The organism is Gordonia sp. LUNF6 (assembly GCF_047041125.1).
GTDB classification, from domain to species: Bacteria; Actinomycetota; Actinomycetes; order Mycobacteriales; family Mycobacteriaceae; genus Gordonia; species Gordonia sihwensis.
On the sequence record NZ_CP178181.1, the window covers coordinates 3,592,834 to 3,609,918 of the forward strand.

General features: G+C 67.7%; 15 protein-coding genes and 1 tRNA gene. 5 read left to right on the forward strand and 11 right to left on the reverse strand.

Going from position 1 to position 17,085, the window contains the following annotated elements:
• Window positions 1-28 precede the first annotated feature (28 nt).
• Both ACK8HH_RS16775 and ACK8HH_RS16780 read left to right on the forward strand, forming a co-directional pair.
• Complete coding sequence (locus ACK8HH_RS16775) at window positions 29-1,054, forward strand: ArsA family ATPase (protein ID WP_006897372.1); 1,026 nt, start codon at window positions 29-31, stop codon at window positions 1,052-1,054.
• Complete coding sequence (locus tag ACK8HH_RS16780; protein WP_222110848.1) at window positions 1,054-2,154, forward strand: ArsA family ATPase; 1,101 nt, start codon at window positions 1,054-1,056, stop codon at window positions 2,152-2,154. The genes ACK8HH_RS16775 and ACK8HH_RS16780 overlap by 1 nt, the downstream gene beginning before the upstream one ends.
• Before the next feature lie 60 nt (window positions 2,155-2,214).
• On the opposite strand, the gene ACK8HH_RS16785 is transcribed toward ACK8HH_RS16780, so the two are convergent.
• On the reverse strand, window positions 2,215-2,544 hold the full coding sequence (locus tag ACK8HH_RS16785; RefSeq protein ID WP_006897374.1) for a WhiB family transcriptional regulator: 330 nt from the start codon (window positions 2,542-2,544) through the stop codon (window positions 2,215-2,217).
• Between the two features lie 287 nt (window positions 2,545-2,831).
• Here ACK8HH_RS16785 and ACK8HH_RS16790 point away from each other — a divergent pair, with 287 nt between their 5' ends.
• Genes ACK8HH_RS16790 through ACK8HH_RS16800 form a run of 3 tightly spaced genes read left to right on the forward strand, consistent with a single transcriptional unit; the run spans window position 2,832 to window position 6,607 of the window.
• On the forward strand, window positions 2,832-5,252 hold the full coding sequence (locus ACK8HH_RS16790; RefSeq protein ID WP_045537298.1) for a penicillin-binding protein: 2,421 nt from the start codon (window positions 2,832-2,834) through the stop codon (window positions 5,250-5,252).
• 49 nt (window positions 5,253-5,301) lie between these two features.
• Window positions 5,302-6,297: a metallophosphoesterase gene (locus ACK8HH_RS16795; protein WP_346074866.1), complete on the forward strand. Its 996-nt coding sequence runs from the start codon at window positions 5,302-5,304 to the stop codon at window positions 6,295-6,297.
• 10 nt (window positions 6,298-6,307) lie between these two features.
• Window positions 6,308-6,607 (forward strand): maltose acetyltransferase domain-containing protein, encoded by a 300-nt coding sequence (locus ACK8HH_RS16800; RefSeq protein ID WP_006897377.1) that lies wholly within the window; start codon window positions 6,308-6,310, stop codon window positions 6,605-6,607.
• 564 nt (window positions 6,608-7,171) lie between these two features.
• Here the strand turns inward: ACK8HH_RS16800 and ACK8HH_RS16805 are convergent.
• The 10 genes from ACK8HH_RS16805 to ACK8HH_RS16850 all read right to left on the reverse strand — a co-directional run bounded on the left by ACK8HH_RS16805 (window position 7,172) and on the right by ACK8HH_RS16850 (window position 17,013).
• Window positions 7,172-7,245 (reverse strand) — tRNA-Pro (locus ACK8HH_RS16805).
• A 54-nt stretch (window positions 7,246-7,299) separates the two neighbouring features.
• Window positions 7,300-8,655, reverse strand: coding sequence for a DUF2252 domain-containing protein (locus tag ACK8HH_RS16810; RefSeq protein WP_346074864.1), 1,356 nt, complete (start codon window positions 8,653-8,655; stop codon window positions 7,300-7,302).
• 18 nt (window positions 8,656-8,673) lie between these two features.
• Window positions 8,674-10,140, reverse strand: a complete 1,467-nt coding sequence (locus ACK8HH_RS16815; RefSeq protein WP_006897379.1) for a hypothetical protein — start codon at window positions 10,138-10,140, stop codon at window positions 8,674-8,676.
• Entirely contained in the window at window positions 10,137-10,595 is a 459-nt protein-coding gene (locus ACK8HH_RS16820; RefSeq protein ID WP_346074861.1) for a hypothetical protein, read from the reverse strand. The genes ACK8HH_RS16815 and ACK8HH_RS16820 overlap by 4 nt, the downstream gene beginning before the upstream one ends.
• A gap of 33 nt (window positions 10,596-10,628) precedes the next feature.
• Window positions 10,629-11,060, reverse strand: a complete 432-nt coding sequence (locus ACK8HH_RS16825; RefSeq protein ID WP_006897381.1) for an Ohr family peroxiredoxin — start codon at window positions 11,058-11,060, stop codon at window positions 10,629-10,631.
• A gap of 78 nt (window positions 11,061-11,138) precedes the next feature.
• Window positions 11,139-11,804, reverse strand: coding sequence for a hypothetical protein (locus ACK8HH_RS16830; RefSeq protein ID WP_006897382.1), 666 nt, complete (start codon window positions 11,802-11,804; stop codon window positions 11,139-11,141).
• Between the two features lie 42 nt (window positions 11,805-11,846).
• Entirely contained in the window at window positions 11,847-13,256 is a 1,410-nt protein-coding gene (locus ACK8HH_RS16835; protein WP_412475371.1) for a hypothetical protein, read from the reverse strand.
• A 60-nt stretch (window positions 13,257-13,316) separates the two neighbouring features.
• Window positions 13,317-14,615, reverse strand: a complete 1,299-nt coding sequence (locus ACK8HH_RS16840) for a lipase family protein (RefSeq protein WP_346074858.1) — start codon at window positions 14,613-14,615, stop codon at window positions 13,317-13,319.
• 94 nt (window positions 14,616-14,709) lie between these two features.
• On the reverse strand, window positions 14,710-15,735 hold the full coding sequence (locus ACK8HH_RS16845; protein ID WP_006897385.1) for an aspartate-semialdehyde dehydrogenase: 1,026 nt from the start codon (window positions 15,733-15,735) through the stop codon (window positions 14,710-14,712).
• A gap of 12 nt (window positions 15,736-15,747) precedes the next feature.
• Window positions 15,748-17,013: an aspartate kinase gene (locus ACK8HH_RS16850; RefSeq protein WP_039867782.1), complete on the reverse strand. Its 1,266-nt coding sequence runs from the start codon at window positions 17,011-17,013 to the stop codon at window positions 15,748-15,750.
• Window positions 17,014-17,085 lie beyond the last annotated feature (72 nt).

The following is a 17,085-nucleotide window of genomic DNA, read 5'->3' on the forward strand; positions in this document are numbered from 1 at the left end:
CGCGGTCACAGTAGACACGGTCGATAAGGTGATCGGCGTGGTCAACGAAGTTCGCAAGGACGGTCCCGGGGCGTGGCCGGCGCAGGCGGCGAGCGCGCGTCTGCATTTCGTGTCCGGCAAGGGCGGCACCGGAAAGACGACGGTGGCCTCAGCGCTGGCACTCACCCTCGCCTCCGAGGGTAAGAAGGTCCTGCTCGTCGAGTGCGAGGAACGGCAGGCCATCGCCCAGCTCTTCGACGTCCCCCCGCTTCCGCCCACCGACACTCAACTGGTCGGGATGGACGGCGGTGGCTCGGTGTGGGCGCTCGCACTTCAGATCGAGCACGCCCTGCTGGAGTATCTGGAGATGTTCTACAACCTCGGCTTCGCCGGGCGGGCGATCAAGAAGGTCGGCGCGATCGACTTCGTCACGACCGTCGCCCCCGGACTCAAGGACGTCCTGGTGACCGGCAAGATCAAGGAACGCGTCATCGCCACGGACAAGAACGGCGCGCGGACCTACGACGCGATCGTCGTCGACTCACCTCCGACCGGCCGAATCGGCAACTTCCTCGACGTGACCACCGCGATGCGCGATCTGGCGAAGAGCGGCCCCATTCGGAATCAGTCCGAAGGTGTTGCGGCACTGCTGCATTCGCCGGAGACCGCGATACACCTATGCACCCTCCTGGAAGCCATGCCGGTGCAGGAGACCATCGAGGCAGTCGCCGAACTGCGTGCCAAGAACCTCAACATCGGCGCCATCGTCGTCAATCGCGTCAACCCGTCCTATCTTCCCGAAGCCGAGGCGGACGCCATCGCCGAGGGCCGCATCGACTCGGCGCGGATCGAGAAGAGCCTGGCGGAGGCCGGCGTTCACCTGTCCGACGACGATCTGGCCGGTCTGCTGACCGAGACCATCGACTACGCGGCACGGCTTCAGGCGCAGCAGATCGCGCGCGCCGAACTCGACGACGTCGACGCCGCGCAGGTGGAACTGCCGACCGTGGAGAACGGTGTCGACCTCGGCGCCCTGTACGAACTGTCCGCCGTGCTCAAGGAGGCTGGAGCGTAATGCCCGACCTGAAGATGGGCGCGGTCCTGGCCGACCCTGGAACCCGCGTCGTGGTGTGCTGTGGGTCGGGCGGCGTCGGCAAGACGACGACCGCCGCGGCGATGGCCCTGCACGCCGCCGAGCGCGGCCGCAGAGTGGCGGTTCTGACCATCGATCCGGCACGTCGCCTCGCCCAGTCGCTGGGAATGTCGGAGCTGACCAACGAACCGCAGCCGGTTCCCCTCGACAGGGTCGACGGCGCGGGCAGTCTCGACGCGATGATGCTCGACATGCGGCGCACCTTCGACGACATGGTGATCGAACACTCGACGCCGGAGCGCGCCGAGTCGATCATGAACAACAGCTTCTATCAGACAGTGGCGTCGTCGTTCTCGGGCACGCAGGAGTACATGGCGATGGAGAAGCTGAGCCGACTCCTCGACGAGCAGCGGTGGGATCTGATCATCGTCGACACGCCGCCCTCCCGGAATGCGCTCGACTTCCTGGACGCCCCCCAGCGCCTCGGCTCGTTCCTGTCCGGTCGACTGATGCGCATGCTCGTCGGCGGCGGTCGCGGCGTCGGCCGCGTGCTGACCGGGGCGATGAGCCTGGCGATGCGAGGCATCTCCACGATCGTCGGCGGGGAGATCCTGCGCGATGTGGCGACCTTCGTACAGTCCCTCGACTCGATGTTCGGCGGATTCCAAGAGCGCGCCAACCGCACCTACGAACTGCTCAAGCAGCCCGGAACCGAGTTCGTCGTGGTGGCCGCCCCCGAGCCCGATGCGCTGCGCGAGGCCTCGTTCTTCGTCGAACGGCTGTCGAAGGACTCGATGCCGCTCACCGGCCTGATCGTGAACCGGACCCACCCGACCCTCACCTCCATGACGGCCGCTGCGGCCGAGACCGCGATGACCGGCATGGACGATGAACTGACGCGCGGCGTGCTGAAAGTGCACACCGAGCGCGCCGCCACCGCCAAGCGCGAGGTGCGCCTGCTTCAGCGGTTCACCTCGTCGCACCCGAGCGTTCCGCTGGTGGGTGTGCCGGCGCTGCCCTTCGAGGTGGCCGACATGTCGGCCCTGCGCGCAGTCGCCGAACAGATCACCAGCCGCGGCTGACCGAAGGACCGCACAGCCCCAGACGACGAGGAGCCCGGCGCGTGCCGGGCTCCTCGTCGTTCAGTTCTGGTCGGGAACTGCGCCGAGACGCTGTCGTCGGCGCTGCGCTTCGAAGAACGCCGCCCACGACGTCACTTCGGGATGCTGACGGAGCAGCGCGCGACGCTGCCGCTCGGTCATTCCGCCCCAGACGCCGAACTCGACGCGATTGTCGAGCGCATCCGCACCGCACTCGAGTTGCACCGGACAGTGTCTGCAGATGGTCGCAGCCTTCCTCTGAGCAGCTCCGCGGACGAACAGATCGTCCGGGTCACCTCCACGACAACGCGCCTGGGAAACCCAAGCCAGTCGAGCCTCTGAGTCAACGGTGGTCAACGGCGCCAGAGTCATTGCGCAATCCCGCCTTTCACAAACCCATCGACATGCCCCTGGTTGAGCGCATGCATAAGATCCTGCTGTGATTCGTACCTACCAATGAGTTTCTTTGTTAGGTAACTCACGTTTCCAATCTATTGAGGCGGCCGATGCAACGCAAGTCGGTGGGCTATGGTCCTGAGTTCGACGCAGGTCGGGCCGACATCCGCGCAGGTGGATACGGCGCCCCGCGGCGAATCACACGTATCCTGGCCATCGTGCGCAAGACTTCGAACCTCGCAGGCCTGGCCGTCGCCGTCGTGATGGCCGCGGTCCTCGTGGCCGGACTCCTGTTCCCCGTCGCCACCGGAATGGGCGTGCTCTCGAACCGGGCAGCCGCCACGATGGAGAACTCGTCGTCCGAGCTGCTGGGCGGAACCGTCCCCGAAGTCACCACGGTGACCGACGCGAACGGCACACCGATTGCGCTCCTCTACGACCAGTACCGCTACCAGGTCGGATACAACGACATCTCGCAGGACATGATCCGGGCGATCATCTCGATCGAGGACCGGCGTTTCCTCGAACACGACGGCGTCGACTGGAAGGGCACCATCCGTGCGGCCCTGAAGAACTCGTCGTCGGGTGAGGTGCAACAGGGTGCCTCGACGCTCGATCAGCAGTACATCAAGAACTACCAACTGCTGGTTCTGGCCCGGACCGAGGCCGAGCGCGAAGCGGCCACGGAGACGACACCCGCGCGCAAACTGCGGGAGGTGCGGATGGCCCTGACTCTGGAGCAGACGCTCACCGATCAGGCCAAGCGGGAGAAGGGACTCGACGACGCCGCCGCGAAGCAGGACGCGAAGAAGCAGATCGTGACCCGCTACCTGAACGTCGTACCGTTCGGCAACAACGCCTACGGTGTGGAGGCCGCGGCCCAGACGTACTTCGGTCACTCCGCGAAGGAGCTGACGGTGGAACAGGCGGCCATGCTCGCCGGCATGGTCCAGTCGAGCTCCGGGCTGAACCCGTACACCGATCCGCAGGCCACCATGGCGCGGCGGAACACCGTGCTCGACACCATGATCGAGAACTTCCCCGAACGTCGCGCCGAACTTGAGGCGGCGAAGAAGAAGCCGCTCGGCGTGGTGCCCGCGCCGAAGACCCCCGTGCAGGGATGCATCTCCGCGCACAACAACGGCTTCTTCTGCGACTATGTCCTGCAGTACCTGGCCGACAACGGCATCCCGCGCGCACAGGTGATGCGGGGCGGTTACCTCATCCGAACCACCCTGAATCCCGAGGTCCAGGCCGATGCGGTGCGGTCCGCGCAGCAGCACACCGCTCCGGACACCGACGGCATCGCGACCGTGATGAGCATCGTCGCTCCCGGCAAGGACTCTCACGACGTGCTGGCGATGGCCTCGAGCCGCAATTACGGCCTCGACGCCAAACGCGATGAGACAGTTCAACCGCAGCCCTTCTCTCTCGTCGGCGACGGCGCCGGCTCGATCTTCAAGCTGTTCACCACGGCCGCGGCGATGGAGAAGGGGTTGGGCACGGGCAGCGTGCTGCCGATCCCGTCGAGCGTCGCGGTGTACGGCATGGGCGACAGCAACGGTGCGTTCGGTTGTCCGGTGAACGCGTACTGCGTCAAGAACGCCGGCGCGTATCCGCCGTCGGCGTCGGTGACGCAGGCCCTCGCCACGTCGCCGAACACCACCTTCGTCCAGCTGCTTCAGCAGGTCGGGGTGAAGCCCGCGGTCGACATGGCGGTGCGGCTCGGACTGCGCTCGTACAACGAGCCCGGTACCTCGGGTGTTGGCGATCAGAGCCTCGCCGAGTATGTGAAGAAGGGCAATTTCGGCTCGTTCACGCTCGGCCCGTTCGCGGTGAACGCGCTCGAACTCTCCAATGTCGCAGCGACCCTCGCCTCCGGAGGCACGTGGTGTCCGCCGAACCCGATCGCGTCGATCCAGCAGGTCAAGCGCGATCAGTACGGCAACGCGGTGCTCGACCAGAACGGACAGCGCGCGATGGTCAACGTCCCGTTCAACCCGCCCAAGTGCGAACAGGTCGTCGAGTCCGGGCTGGCCAACACGCTCGCGAACGCGATGAGCGAGGACGACAAGGGCGGCGGCACGTCGGCGGCCGCGGCTTCGGCGGCGGGCTGGAACCTGCCGCTGTCGGGCAAGACCGGCACCACCGAGGCGCACCGCTCGGCGGCCTTCCTCGGATTCACCAACCGCCTCGCCGCCGCCGTCTACACCTACAACGACGGTTCGCACCCGGCGGGCATCTGCACCTCGCCGCTGCGCCAGTGCGGCGACGGAAATCTATACGGCGGCTTCGAGCCGGCACGGACGTGGTTCTCGGCGATCGGACCGATCGCGACCAAGTTCGGTCCGGTCGCGCTGCCTCCCGTGGATCCGCAGTACGTCGCGGGCAGTGACCGCGGACGCATCCCGCAAGTGAGCGGACTGCCCGCCAGCCAGGCCACCTCGCGCTTGCAGGAGGCCGGTTTCAAGGTCACCGAACTCGAAGTCGACAGCACTCGCCCCAAGGGCACCGTCGTCTTCACCGCTCCTTCCGACAGCGCGATGCCGGGAAGCACCATCGCGATGTACGTGAGCAACGGCCGCGGCAAGACCTCCGGCGACGGCACGTCAGACAAACCGGCGGAGAAGACGGTGCAGGTGCCGGGAGTGGGTCCGGTGGTCATCGAGGTGCCCGGCGGCTGACGGCGCAGCGCGGGGTCGGCGGGCGTCTTCGGCGCGTATCCTGAAGTCCATGGTCTCGGTTCCCGGATTCGGTGCGCCCTCGCGCACCACACGTGACGCCTCAGCTCTCACCCGCGTCGTGGCCGGTGCCGCCGGTGCGGCCGCCGCCGGTCTCGTGTATTCGACGGTGATCGAGCGCAACGCATTCACCCTGCGTCACGCGACGCTGCCGGTGCTGGAGCCGGGATCGTCGCCCTTGCGCGTGCTGCACATCAGCGACATCCACATGATGCCGAACCAGCATCTCAAGCAGGCATGGATCTCCGAGCTGGAGCGACTCGAGCCCGACCTGGTGGTCAACACGGGCGACAACCTCGCCCATCCCAGCGCGGTCCCCGCTGTGGTGCAGGCACTGGGCGGGCTGCTCGCGCGCCCCGGCCTGTTCATCTTCGGCTCCAACGATTACTTCGGCCCGAAACCGAAGAACCCGTTCAAGTACTTCAAGAAGAACCACACACGCACGCACGGCGAGCCGCTGCCGTGGCAGGATCTGCGCGCGGCCTTCACCGAACGCGGCTGGCTCGACGCCACGCACACGGTGCGCGAACTCGAGGTCGGCTCGGTGCGCATCGTCGCGGCCGGCGTCGACGACCCGCACATCGAACGCGACCGCTACGAGGCGATCGCCGGGCGACCCAACCCGCTCGCGCAACTGCGGCTGGGGCTGACGCATTCACCGGAGCCCCGCGTGCTCGACTCCTTCGCCGACGACGGGTACGACCTCGTGCTGGCGGGCCACACGCACGGCGGTCAGCTGTGCCTGCCCGGCTACGGCGCGCTGGTGACCAACTGCCATCTCGATCGTTCGCGGGTCAAGGGCGTCTCCAACTGGGGTTCGACGATGAAGCTGCACGTCAGCGCGGGCCTCGGTACCTCGCCGTACGCGCCCGCCCGGTTCTGCTGCCGCCCGGAGGCGTCGCTGCTGACGCTGACCGCGGTGTCGAACGGCGGCGACGTCGACAGCGTTCAGCAGTCGTTGCCCCAGCTCGCCGACCAGTTCAGCTGACCGAGACGGCATGACCACCGACCGGGAACGGATGCTGGCCGGCGAGTTGTACCGCGACGCCGATCCCGAATTGGTCGGGTTGCGCAAGGCCTGCGCGCGGCTGCTGGACCGATTCAACGCGACCGCCGCCGACGAGGACGGCGTGCGCGACGCACTGCTGCGTGAATTGCTGGGCGGCCTCGGCGAGGGCAGCTGGGTGATGCCGCGTCAGATGAGAGCCGGGAGCGTCGTCACTCGCGATCTCCCCGACCATGTATTCGCCGCGGGCAATCCCGCGCGAGTGATCCGCGAGTTGCCGATCGAGGCTTGAGGTCGCGGCGTAGTTCCCGGCGCACGAGACCGGCTATTCGAGGGCGGTCCGTCCGGCTCCCTCCCCTTAGACAGGAGCGGGACGGACCGCGTCATCGCACCCGTCCGGTTCACTACCCTCCCCAGAGCAACCGCCGGACGGGGCGGCGTCCGCTTGCATCAGTTAGCAACGGACTTTTTCAAGTGAATCAGGCTCACGAGTTCAACACAAGACTGGGTGCGTGAACTGCCACCGGAGTCCTCCTTCTGAACGACTCGAGTGGGTGCCTGTCCCATCGCTGATGAACTGGCCGGGCGTCCGCCGTCAGCCCGAATCCGCCCAGAAGGCGGCCGTAGCACGATCACTGACCGAGAGAACTCCGATGGAACAGTTACGCCGCGGTATCGAGCGTCGGGGTCGGCACGATCTGCTTGAGCAGTAAGCTCGCGGAAGCCTGACCTCTACCGCAAGGCCGGGTCTCAACGACGATCTGACACCTGAGCAGAACGGACACGCACGATACGAGGAAGCCCCCGGCTCGCATCTCTGCAGGCCGGGGGCCTCAACTGCTTCTCAACCAAAGCGTCGGGGTAGCGGGATTCGAACCCACGACCTCTTCGTCCCGAACGAAGCGCGCTACCAAGCTGCGCCATACCCCGTGTATGACCTGCAATAGCGTACAACGAGCTCGGCCGAACTACTAAATCGTCAGGTCAGGACGGGTTTTCGAGGGCACCGGAGCTGACCGACCCGTCGGCGACCGCGGCATCGAGGCGTCCGTGGTCACCGATGTTGATGCGGCTGTACTCCACCGAGAAGTCGGCGATCGCCGCGTCGAAGGCCTTTCCCGCGTCGGCCAGGTATGCCGCGATCTCGTGGCGGGATGCGGTACGCGCGTGCGCCTGCGCCAGCACCTCGCCGCACAGCGCCCCGTAGTACTCCATCCCGGCCGGAAGCAGCGACTCCACGACCACCGACCCCTTGCCGTCGCGCAGCTGGCGCACGTAGAAGTCGGTGTCGACCGTCGCCTCCCCGCCGGCCGCACGGACCCATCCGAGGAAGATGTCGCTCGACGCCTGCAACAGTTGCTGACCGAACACGACACGCTGTCCCTGATTGGTGTACTCGCAGCCCGGCACGAACGGCGCGAGGACCGATTCGGAGGCCTCCTTGAATTGAAGAAAGAGCGGATCGGTCCCCCGCGCCCCGCCGAAGAGCGCGATCCAGCACCGGGTGCCGACGCTGCCGACGCCGACGACCTTTCGCGCCGCCTCGATGAAGGAGTACTGCGAGAACAACTCGGCGACGTGCGCGGGCAGGGTGCGCGCGTAGCGTGCGAAGGCCTCACCGAAGTAGTCGTCGAGTTGGACCTTCGACATCGACGGCGCGACCTCGGACGCCGGCACCAGCAGCGGCGGATCGCTCTTGATGTGCGCCCCCGCGAGATCGACGTAGCAGAGCTTCTCGAGCGCCTGCGCGCTGTCCCGGTGCCGCGCCTTCCGGAGCGCCTTCTGCGTCCGCTTCGACGCGGCGGTGTCGAAGCGGTCACCGAGATCGGCGACCACCTCGTCGGCGTCGACTCGCGCATACCAGCATTCGAGGGCGGGTTTGGCCTCGCTGGCGATCATCGTCTTCCGGTACGCCTTGGCCGCGAGGCGCGCCATGCTGCGGCCCGTCGTCTCGTCGAAGCCGTTCGCCTGCGACGCGATGACCATGCTGGCCGCGAGGCGCTTCACGTCCCACTCGAACGGGCCGGGGTGCGTCTCGTCGAAATCGTTGAGGTCGAAGACCATCGCGCGTTCCGGTGAGCGGAACAAGCCGAAGTTGCTCAGATGCGCGTCTCCGCACAACTGGGTCACGATGCCGGTGCTGGGAGTCGCCGCGAGGTCGGAGGCCATCACCGCCGCCGCACCGCGATAAAACGTGAACGGCGTGGCCGACATCCGCTGATGTCGCACCGGGGTCAGTTCCTGCAGCCGCGTACGGTCCTGTTCGAGGATGATCTCGAGCGAGTCCCTGCGGGTCGCGGCCTCCGGCACCGCAGCCAGTTGGTCGACGGGCAAAGCCATTGGCCGGTTCCCTTCTCTCTATTGATAGGAGACGAACCAGGGAACGGGGTCGACGTTCATGGTCCGGCGTGGAGAGAACATGGGCTTGTCCTCCGTGTAGAAATTCTTCCACCCGAGCCACGTCCGGGGAGGCAGGCCCGCGACAATCCGGTTCCACGTCTGCATCTTGACGTTCGGCACACCGTGGCCGTCGGCGTGAACGAGGAACGCGAGTTCGGTGCGCGAGGTGTCGATCTTCGATCTGTCACCCAGCATGTCGGCGTCGAACTGGTGCAGGACAAAGGCCTTCTGCGGCAGATTCCGACTCTTGACCAGGTCGGCGAGCCAGGTCGAGACCCGGTTCACCTCCGCGGGCGAGACGGACCCGATCTGCTGCAGGTGGACTTGATTCGGCTTCAGCCGCCACTCCGGGTCGAGGGCCAGGCCGACGTGCGGCTGCAGCAGCAGTTCCCGATACATCTTGGCCTGGTCGAGAAAGTCCATCCGGCCCGGTTGCAGGTCGAGGGTGACGTAGACGCCGGCCTTGCGCGCGGCGTCGACCCACGGCCGCACCGCCGCCACGTCGAGCGCCGAGGTGTAGTTGCCGCCCGGGCCGGGATCGGCGGACGCGACGGTCACGATGATCTCGAAGCCCGGGACCACCGGGACGGGCGAGAGGCGGTCGTACTGCGCTGCGACGGCTTTCGCGCGCCGGATGGACGCACTGATGCTCTGCCTGCCCAGAGGCCCCAGTTCGGGCGCACCGGGCGATCCGTAGAGCGCGACGACGCGGCGCCCCGGGAACATCAACTGTCCGCCGCCGGGGAGTTCCGGGAGGCTCCGCGCGAGTTCGACGCGGCGCGCCAGGAGCCGGGGGTCGCCGAATCCCGATCCCACCGCGAGGATCGGCGCCCCGGGCCGCGCCTTGACGAGGTTCACTGCGCGCCCGGAGCTTCTCGGATCGGGCGACGGCACGGCCGCGACCTCCGCGTGTGCCGCCTCGGCGGTCGCGATCGCGTCGTCGCCGGCCGCCGAAAGCAGCACCACGGTGCCCTCACCGCGCGTCGCGGCACCGCCGGCGAGCAACCGGACGTCGTCGGTGACCGGAACCGGCAGTGCCGGGACGCGGCCGACCCGGACCGCGCGCTCGACACCGAGTCGCTCCAATTCCGCTGCGACAGTGCGGGAATTCGTGTCATCGACCGCGAAGACCGGCACGCCATTGACGCGCGCGGCCTCCGCCGCGGCGCGGCGCTCCGACTCTCGTGCCGTCGGAGCGACCACGACCGCGGTCGGCGACGAGGCGAACAGTTCGCGACTCACGAGGACGGATCCGGGCGCACCGGCGTCGTCGACGACGCGGATCGACCCTCTCGCAAACGCCACGGCCGCGGGGTCTCCGACCACGGGAATCGCCGATGCCGTCACCAGTGCGGCGACCGCCAGCGTGACGACTGTGATGTAGAACAGACGAGCGCGGCCCGTGGTGGTGCGAGCCGGCGTCATTCCTCGTCGGACTCGTACGAGTCCGCGAAGGACACCCGCGGGGTGGTCAGCGCCGAGTATCCCGCCACAGCGGCGTGCACCACCGCGGCGAGGGTGAATCCGATGGCGAAGACGATCGCGGCGGCCCAGGCCACGACGCCCACAGCACTGTCGATCCCATCCAGGAGCAGCACCGCGGACGCCGCGAGGACGCCCCCGAGCAGGGCCCAGACGGCCGATCGAATGCGCGGACCGATCGCTCGGCTGAAGAACAGCCGCTCGTAAACCGCTGTCTCGAACTCTTCTACCGCGGCGAGCCGGACGGCGTCGGTGCCCGCCAGCTCGCGCAGCGACGCGGCGAGTTCGGCGTCGCGTTTGAGTACCGCGGTCTCATTCTGCCGGTATCGCACGAATGCGATGGTCGCGATGGTGGCCGCCAGCACTGCGGCGGCGGCGACGATAGCCCAGTTGTTCACGAGAGTTCACCGTACCGGGCCCCGTGCCGCGAATCACACGCGCGATGTGACAGTGCTCGCGATATTGCCGCGCGTGGCCTTCGAGTACGGGCAGAAGGCGTGCGCGGCCTGTGCCAGTTCGGCGGCCTCGGCGGTGTCGAGCCCGGGCAGATACACCTCGATGTCGGCGGTGAGTCCGAAGCCGCCGTCGGCGTCGTCGCTGCCGATGCCGATGTTCACCTTCACCGACGTGGCGTCGGTGAGAGTGGCGCCCTTGCTCTTGGCGACGTGCCGGAGCGCACCCATGAAGCACGCCGCATAGCCCGCGGAGAACAGCTCCTCGGGATTGCTGCCCTCGCCGTTGCCGCCCATCTCGACGGGCGGAGCGAGCACCAGGTCGATCCGGCCCGACTCGGAGACCACCTCGCTGTCGCGGCCGCCGCCGGTCGAGGTCGACGAGACGTGGTACACGGGGGTGACGGTCATTGCGTTCTCCTTAGTTCGGTCAACTCGAAACGGGAACGGTTCCAGGCGCATGGCCGAACCGGACCCGCTGTCCCCAAGCTACCCGCCGGAGGCGCGCCGGAAGGGTTTCATGGCCATCGACTTCGGCAGCCACTCGTTGATCGGCCTGCGCAGGGTGATGAGCGCGGAGAGGACGAGCACCCCGCATTGCACCCACGCGAGCACTCGCAGCGACGCCGAGACCTCCGGATAGTGGAACAGCAGATCCGCACCGACGACGGTGAACAGGACCGTCACGGTGATCACCGAGAGATAGATGCTGCGCAGATTGCGGCTGTGCGCCCGCGCGGTACCGACAAGCAGCGGATATCCCAGTGCCGTGAACAGCGGGATGCCCACGAGCAGCGCGGGCGTCCAGAACGACGCCATCGAGGCCGCCTTCTCTCCCGGATCCACCCCCGGGACGTTCTGCAGACCTGGCTGCAGACGCTCGGCCATCAACCCCTCGAGCCAGGAGAGATTGGCGAATCCGTACACGACCCACGCCAGGCACGCCACCGCGGCGATCGCCCAGACCACGCGCGCGTCACGGACGAGCGCGACCGGCGGCGGGCCGGGGTCGACGGGACGCGCCGGATACCTGCCGCTGAGATCGCTGTCCTTCGACCGCCGCGCGATCTCGGCGAGGTCCTCGGCGTCGAGTTCGGCCTGCGTCGGAATCCGATCGCGGTCGGCGTCGTCGTCGAACGGTCCGGGAGTGGTCATGTCATTGATGATGGCACGACGCGCACGCCGGTCCGGTGGGCACTAGCCGGAGATCTTCAGCATCCGGGTCACGGTGCCCTGCCAGAGTGTTCCGCCCGGCGCGATCATGCCGGTGAGCTGCATCGGCTCGTCGATCGGCGCGGTCCCCACGCGCCGCGTCGCCACCCGTCGACCGGTCTGGAAGTCGACAGCGACGTAGTCGACCGGTCCCGACTGCTGCGGTCCCGGCACGTACGGGCCGTAGGCGAGACCGTGAATCAGACCGTCCGCCCGGGACAGCCGCGGCAGCGTGGCCATTCGGTCGGTGGTGTTCTCCCATACTCTCGTGCACGCCCCGTCGCGGACGTCGATGCGCGTCATACCGCCGCGGAAGGGAGCGAACGCCGGATCGCTCGGCCCACCGCTCACCGCCATCGGCGGGTACTGGAATCCGTACGTGCTGGGGATCACCAGGCTGTCGCCCCACGCCATCGGGGAGTTCTCGGTCCCCTGGTTCGGTGATGCGAAGGCCCGCGTCCGGCATACCTGCGAACCGTCGTCGGAGCGGTAGACGATCAGGTTCGGCACCGCGGCGTTGTCGACGATCGCGACCCAGCCGTCGCCGCCGGGACCGAAGTAGGTCGGCGTGGTGCCCGATCCCCAGGTCAGCTGTCCCGGCCGGCGGGCGGCACCGCGATCGTAGGCGCGCCGCCACACCGTCCGCGGCACGCCGTGGGCGTCCGCGCGCATCTCGTAGAGTGCGTGCGTGGTCAGCACCGACGCACCGGAGCGACGGACGGTGAGCCCGTTGCCCAGTTCTTCGCCCTTCGGCAGGCGCGTGGCCCCGACCCGGCCGTCGGGCAGCACGGTGCCGATGACGCCCTCGGTGGTCGCGAACCAGGTGCGCCCCTGATAGTCGGGGGCCAACCCGGTCACGCCGTCGCCGCCGAGGTATTTCGACACGTCGGTGCTCTCGTCGACGCGCAGCGCCCAGCCGGACCGCGTCCGGTGGTGACCGACCCGCAGGATCTTGCCCGAGCCGTCGGCCACCACCACCCGGTTCCGGTCGTCGAGGAACCCGTACACCCCGCCGAGGAGCTTGCCCTTGGTCAGCGGCAGCCGCGCGACGACCTGGGCGGTCCGCGGATCGAACATGGTCACCACCGGGGTGGCGAACTGCGGCGGGGTACCCGCGACGTAGGCCGTGCACAACGAGACCGGGAAGCCGTCCGAGCCCACGAAAGTCGCGGCGCACACACCGCCGGGAACGCTCGACGCCGCGACATGCCCGGTCTTGCCCGGCCCGCGCAGGACGGTGCTGTCGGTCGATTCGGGATCACCGTGCATCAGCGAAGTGGAGGCCGGGCCGACGCCGGGAACGGCCGGGCTCGCCACGGCAGTCGTCGTCGACACCGTGACGAGCCCGATGACCGCCGCCGACAGGGCGATCAGGAAGCGCTTCATGTCAGTCATGACCAGTAGTCGATCACATGATCGCCGATCACGGGCGACCACTTGCACACGACCGACTGGTCAGCTGTTCAACTCACTGAGGATGTAACTCGTCGCCGGCAGCATCTTGGCCAGCATCGGCAGTGCGTGATTCACGACCAGCCCGGGGAAGATCGGCGGCGTGAAATCGTTGTCGAGCCGCACGTCCGCCCCCTGGGCCTTCCAGTCGCGGTACAGCTGCACCACCTGTCCGTGCGGGATGACGTCGTCACTGACCCCGGTGGAGATCAGCACCGGTGCGTTCGGCTTGAGGCGGCCGATCCGCTGGTCGTCGAGCATCTTCTGGACGCGGGGGTACTTCTTGATGACCGCGCTCAGCGACTTCCCGTTGCGAGTCCACTGGTCGGTGCGCTGGAATCCGTGCGTGAGACCGGTGTCGGCGATGCATTGCGTCGCGACGTCTTTCAGGGCGCGGCGCCCGGTCGCGCTGGTCTCCTTCTTCAGGATCGGGTCGAGCGCCGGATACCGCGCCACGAGTCCGTTGATGGCGTAGCCGATCGCGCCCGAGATGAAGGTGCCGTCGATCTGGCCGATCACCTTGGACAGATCCGCGGGAGGCGCACCGGCGTAGGTGGCCTTCACGTTGAGGTCGGAGGCGTAGGTGGACGCCAGCTCGGCTGCCGACGCGGTCGCACCGCCGCCCTGGGAGTAGCCGGAGAAGGCGACAGGAGCGTCCTTGGGTGCCTTGGCCACCTTGAGTGCGGCGCGGGCGGCGTCGAGCACGGCCCGACCGGACTCGAGACGGTTCACGTACGTGTGGATGCCGGGCGTGCCCATGCCGACGTAGTCGGTGAGCACCACCCGCACGCCGTTGAGCAGGAAGAGGTTCATCTCGAGCCCGGAGTAGTTGACGCCGAGACTCGGCTTGGTCGGGTCGATGGACATCGGCAGCGAGAGCATCTTCGACCCCGCGCACTGGTCGCCTTGTCCGACGGTGCCGGGCGCCAAGACGACGGTGGGCCGCGGCCCCCTGCCGTGCCACGGCGCGGTCGGCTCGACCACTGCGCCGGTGACGGCCGTCGGCTTCCCGTCCTGCCGCGTGGTCGTGTACATGATGCGGGTCGCGGTCCCCGGCCATTGGTTGCGAACGCCCGGGATCTGCAGCAGGAGCTGCGTGGGCTGGGTGCGAACCACCGATCCCGGGGCCTCCGACAACCGAGCGGGAGGGCGATAGAAGTCGCCGACGGCACCCGCGTCGCCGGTGCCGGCGACGAGCCCGGAGGCCGCGACCGCACCGACGACGGCGATCGAACCGGTGCGCCTGACGACGCTGGAAACGGATGAACTTCTGGACGAGACGAATCCCCGAATTTTTCTCACGGGAGTAATCTACGCCATAAGTTACCGCTTGGTAAGTCCCGATTTCGACGTTCGCCGCCGACGAGCGAACCCGCCCGCCGCCAGGCGCGCGTCGTCAGACCAGCAGTTCGGCGATCTGGATCGTGTTGAGCGCGGCACCCTTTCGCAGGTTGTCTCCGGAGACGAAGAGCGCGAGGCCACGCCCCTCCGGAGCGCCCGGATCCTGACGGATACGCCCGACGAGAGAGACGTCGCCGCCGGCCGCGTCGAGCGGGTTGGGCACGTCCGCGAGCCGGACCCCGGGCGCGCCGTCGAGGATCTCGCGTGCCTGCTCGGGGGTCACCGCTTCATCGAACTCGGCGTTGATCGACAGCGAATGGCCGGTGAAGACCGGGACGCGGACGCAGGTTCCGCTGACCAACAGCTCGGGGATGCCGAGGATGCGTCGCGACTCGTTGCGCAGCTTCTGGTCCTCGTCGGTCTCACCGCTGCCGTCGTCGACGAGGTTGCCCGCGAGCGGCACCACGTTGAACGCGATCGGCGCGACGTAATTGATCTTCTCGCCGAGATCGACGGCGTGCCCGTCGTAGACGAGCTGCTCGGCGCCGTCGACGCCGGCGCGCACCTGCCCCGCGAGTTCCTGCACGCCCGACAGCCCGCTGCCCGAGACCGCCTGATAGCTGGAGACGATCAGCCGGCGCAACCCCTTGGCGTCGTGCAGTGGCTTGAGCACCGGCATCGCAGCCATCGTGGTGCAGTTGGGGTTCGCGATGATGCCCTTGGGCGGGTTCTTCGCGAGCTCACCGTTCACCTCCGACACGATCAGCGGCACATCGGGATCCTTGCGCCAGGCCGACGAGTTGTCGATCACCGTTACTCCGGCGGCGGCGAACCGCGGCGCCTGCACCTTCGACATGGTTCCGCCCGCGGAGAACAGAGCGATGTCGAGCCCCGCCGGATCTGCGGTCGTCGCGTCCTCGACCACCACTTCACCGCCGCGCCACGGCAGCTTCTTGCCCGCCGACCGCGGCGACGCGAAGAACCGCACCTCGTCGGCCGGGAAGTTCCGGTCTTCGAGGATCTGACGCATGACGCCGCCGACCTGGCCGGTGGCGCCGACTACTCCGAGTCGAATACCCATCTGAGCGTCCTCCTATCGTCCGGTGCCGCCGTAGACCACGGCGTCCTCGTCGGCGCCGAGACCGAAGGCCTCGTGCAGAACGCGGACCGCCGGATCCAGATCGGATTCACGGACGAGGACCGAGATCCGGATCTCGGAGGTGGAGATCAGTTCGATGTTGATGCCCGCGTCGCTGAGCGACTCGCAGAAGGTCGCGGTGACCCCCGGATGACTCTTCATTCCCGCACCGACCAGCGACACCTTGCCGATGTTGTCGTCGAGCACCACCTCGCGGAAGCCGATCTCCGACTTGAGCTTGCCCAGTTCGGCCACGGCGACCTCGCCGAGCTCCTTCGGCAGCGTGAAGGTGATGTCGGTCTTCCCGGTCTCCACCGCCGACACGCCCTGCAGGACCATGTCGATGTTGATCTCGGCGTCGGCGACGGCGCGGAACACCTTCGCCGCGTAACCGGGCTTGTCTTCGATGCCGACCACGGTGACCTGAGCTTCGCTGCGGTCGTGGGCGACGCCGGTGAGGATTGCTTCTTCCACGGGGATGTCCTCCATCGAGCCGGACACAACGGTGCCGGGCTTAGTCGAGTACGACGAGCGCACATGAACTGGAACGTTGTATCGGCGGGCGTATTCCACGCAACGCAGCATCAGCACCTTCGCGCCGCATGCGGCCATCTCGAGCATCTCCTCGAAAGAGATGTGATCGAGGTGCTTGGCATTGCTGACGATGCGCGGGTCGGCCGTGTAGATGCCGTCGACGTCGGTGTAGATCTCGCAGACGTCGGCCTCGAGAGCGGCGGCGAGGGCGACGGCGGTGGTGTCCGATCCGCCGCGGCCCAGCGTGGTCACATCCTTGGTGTCCTGCGAGACGCCCTGGAAACCGGCGACGAGGACGATCTTCCCCTCGTCGAGCGCACTGCGGACCCGGCCCGGAGTCACGTCGATGATCTTGGCCTTGCCGTGGCTGCTCGTGGTGATCACGCCGGCCTGCGAGCCGGTGAACGACTGCGCGTTCTCCCCGAGGCCCTCGATCGCCATGGCGAGCAGCGCATTGGAGATGCGCTCGCCGGACGTGAGCAGCATGTCCATCTCACGGTCGGGGGGATTCGGGTTCACCTGTTCTGCCAGATCGAGCAGTTCGTCGGTGGTGTCACCCATCGCAGAGGCGACGACGACCACGTCGTTCCCTGCGCGCTTGGTCTCGACGATGCGCTCGGCGACCCGGCGAATGCGCTCGGCATCCGACACCGAGGATCCGCCATACTTCTGGACGACCAGTGCCACGTCGTGCAACCTTCCTTATCTGTACAGCTGTCTCGTCTACATGAGCTTCTGCAGCTTCTGCGGGAATCGCGC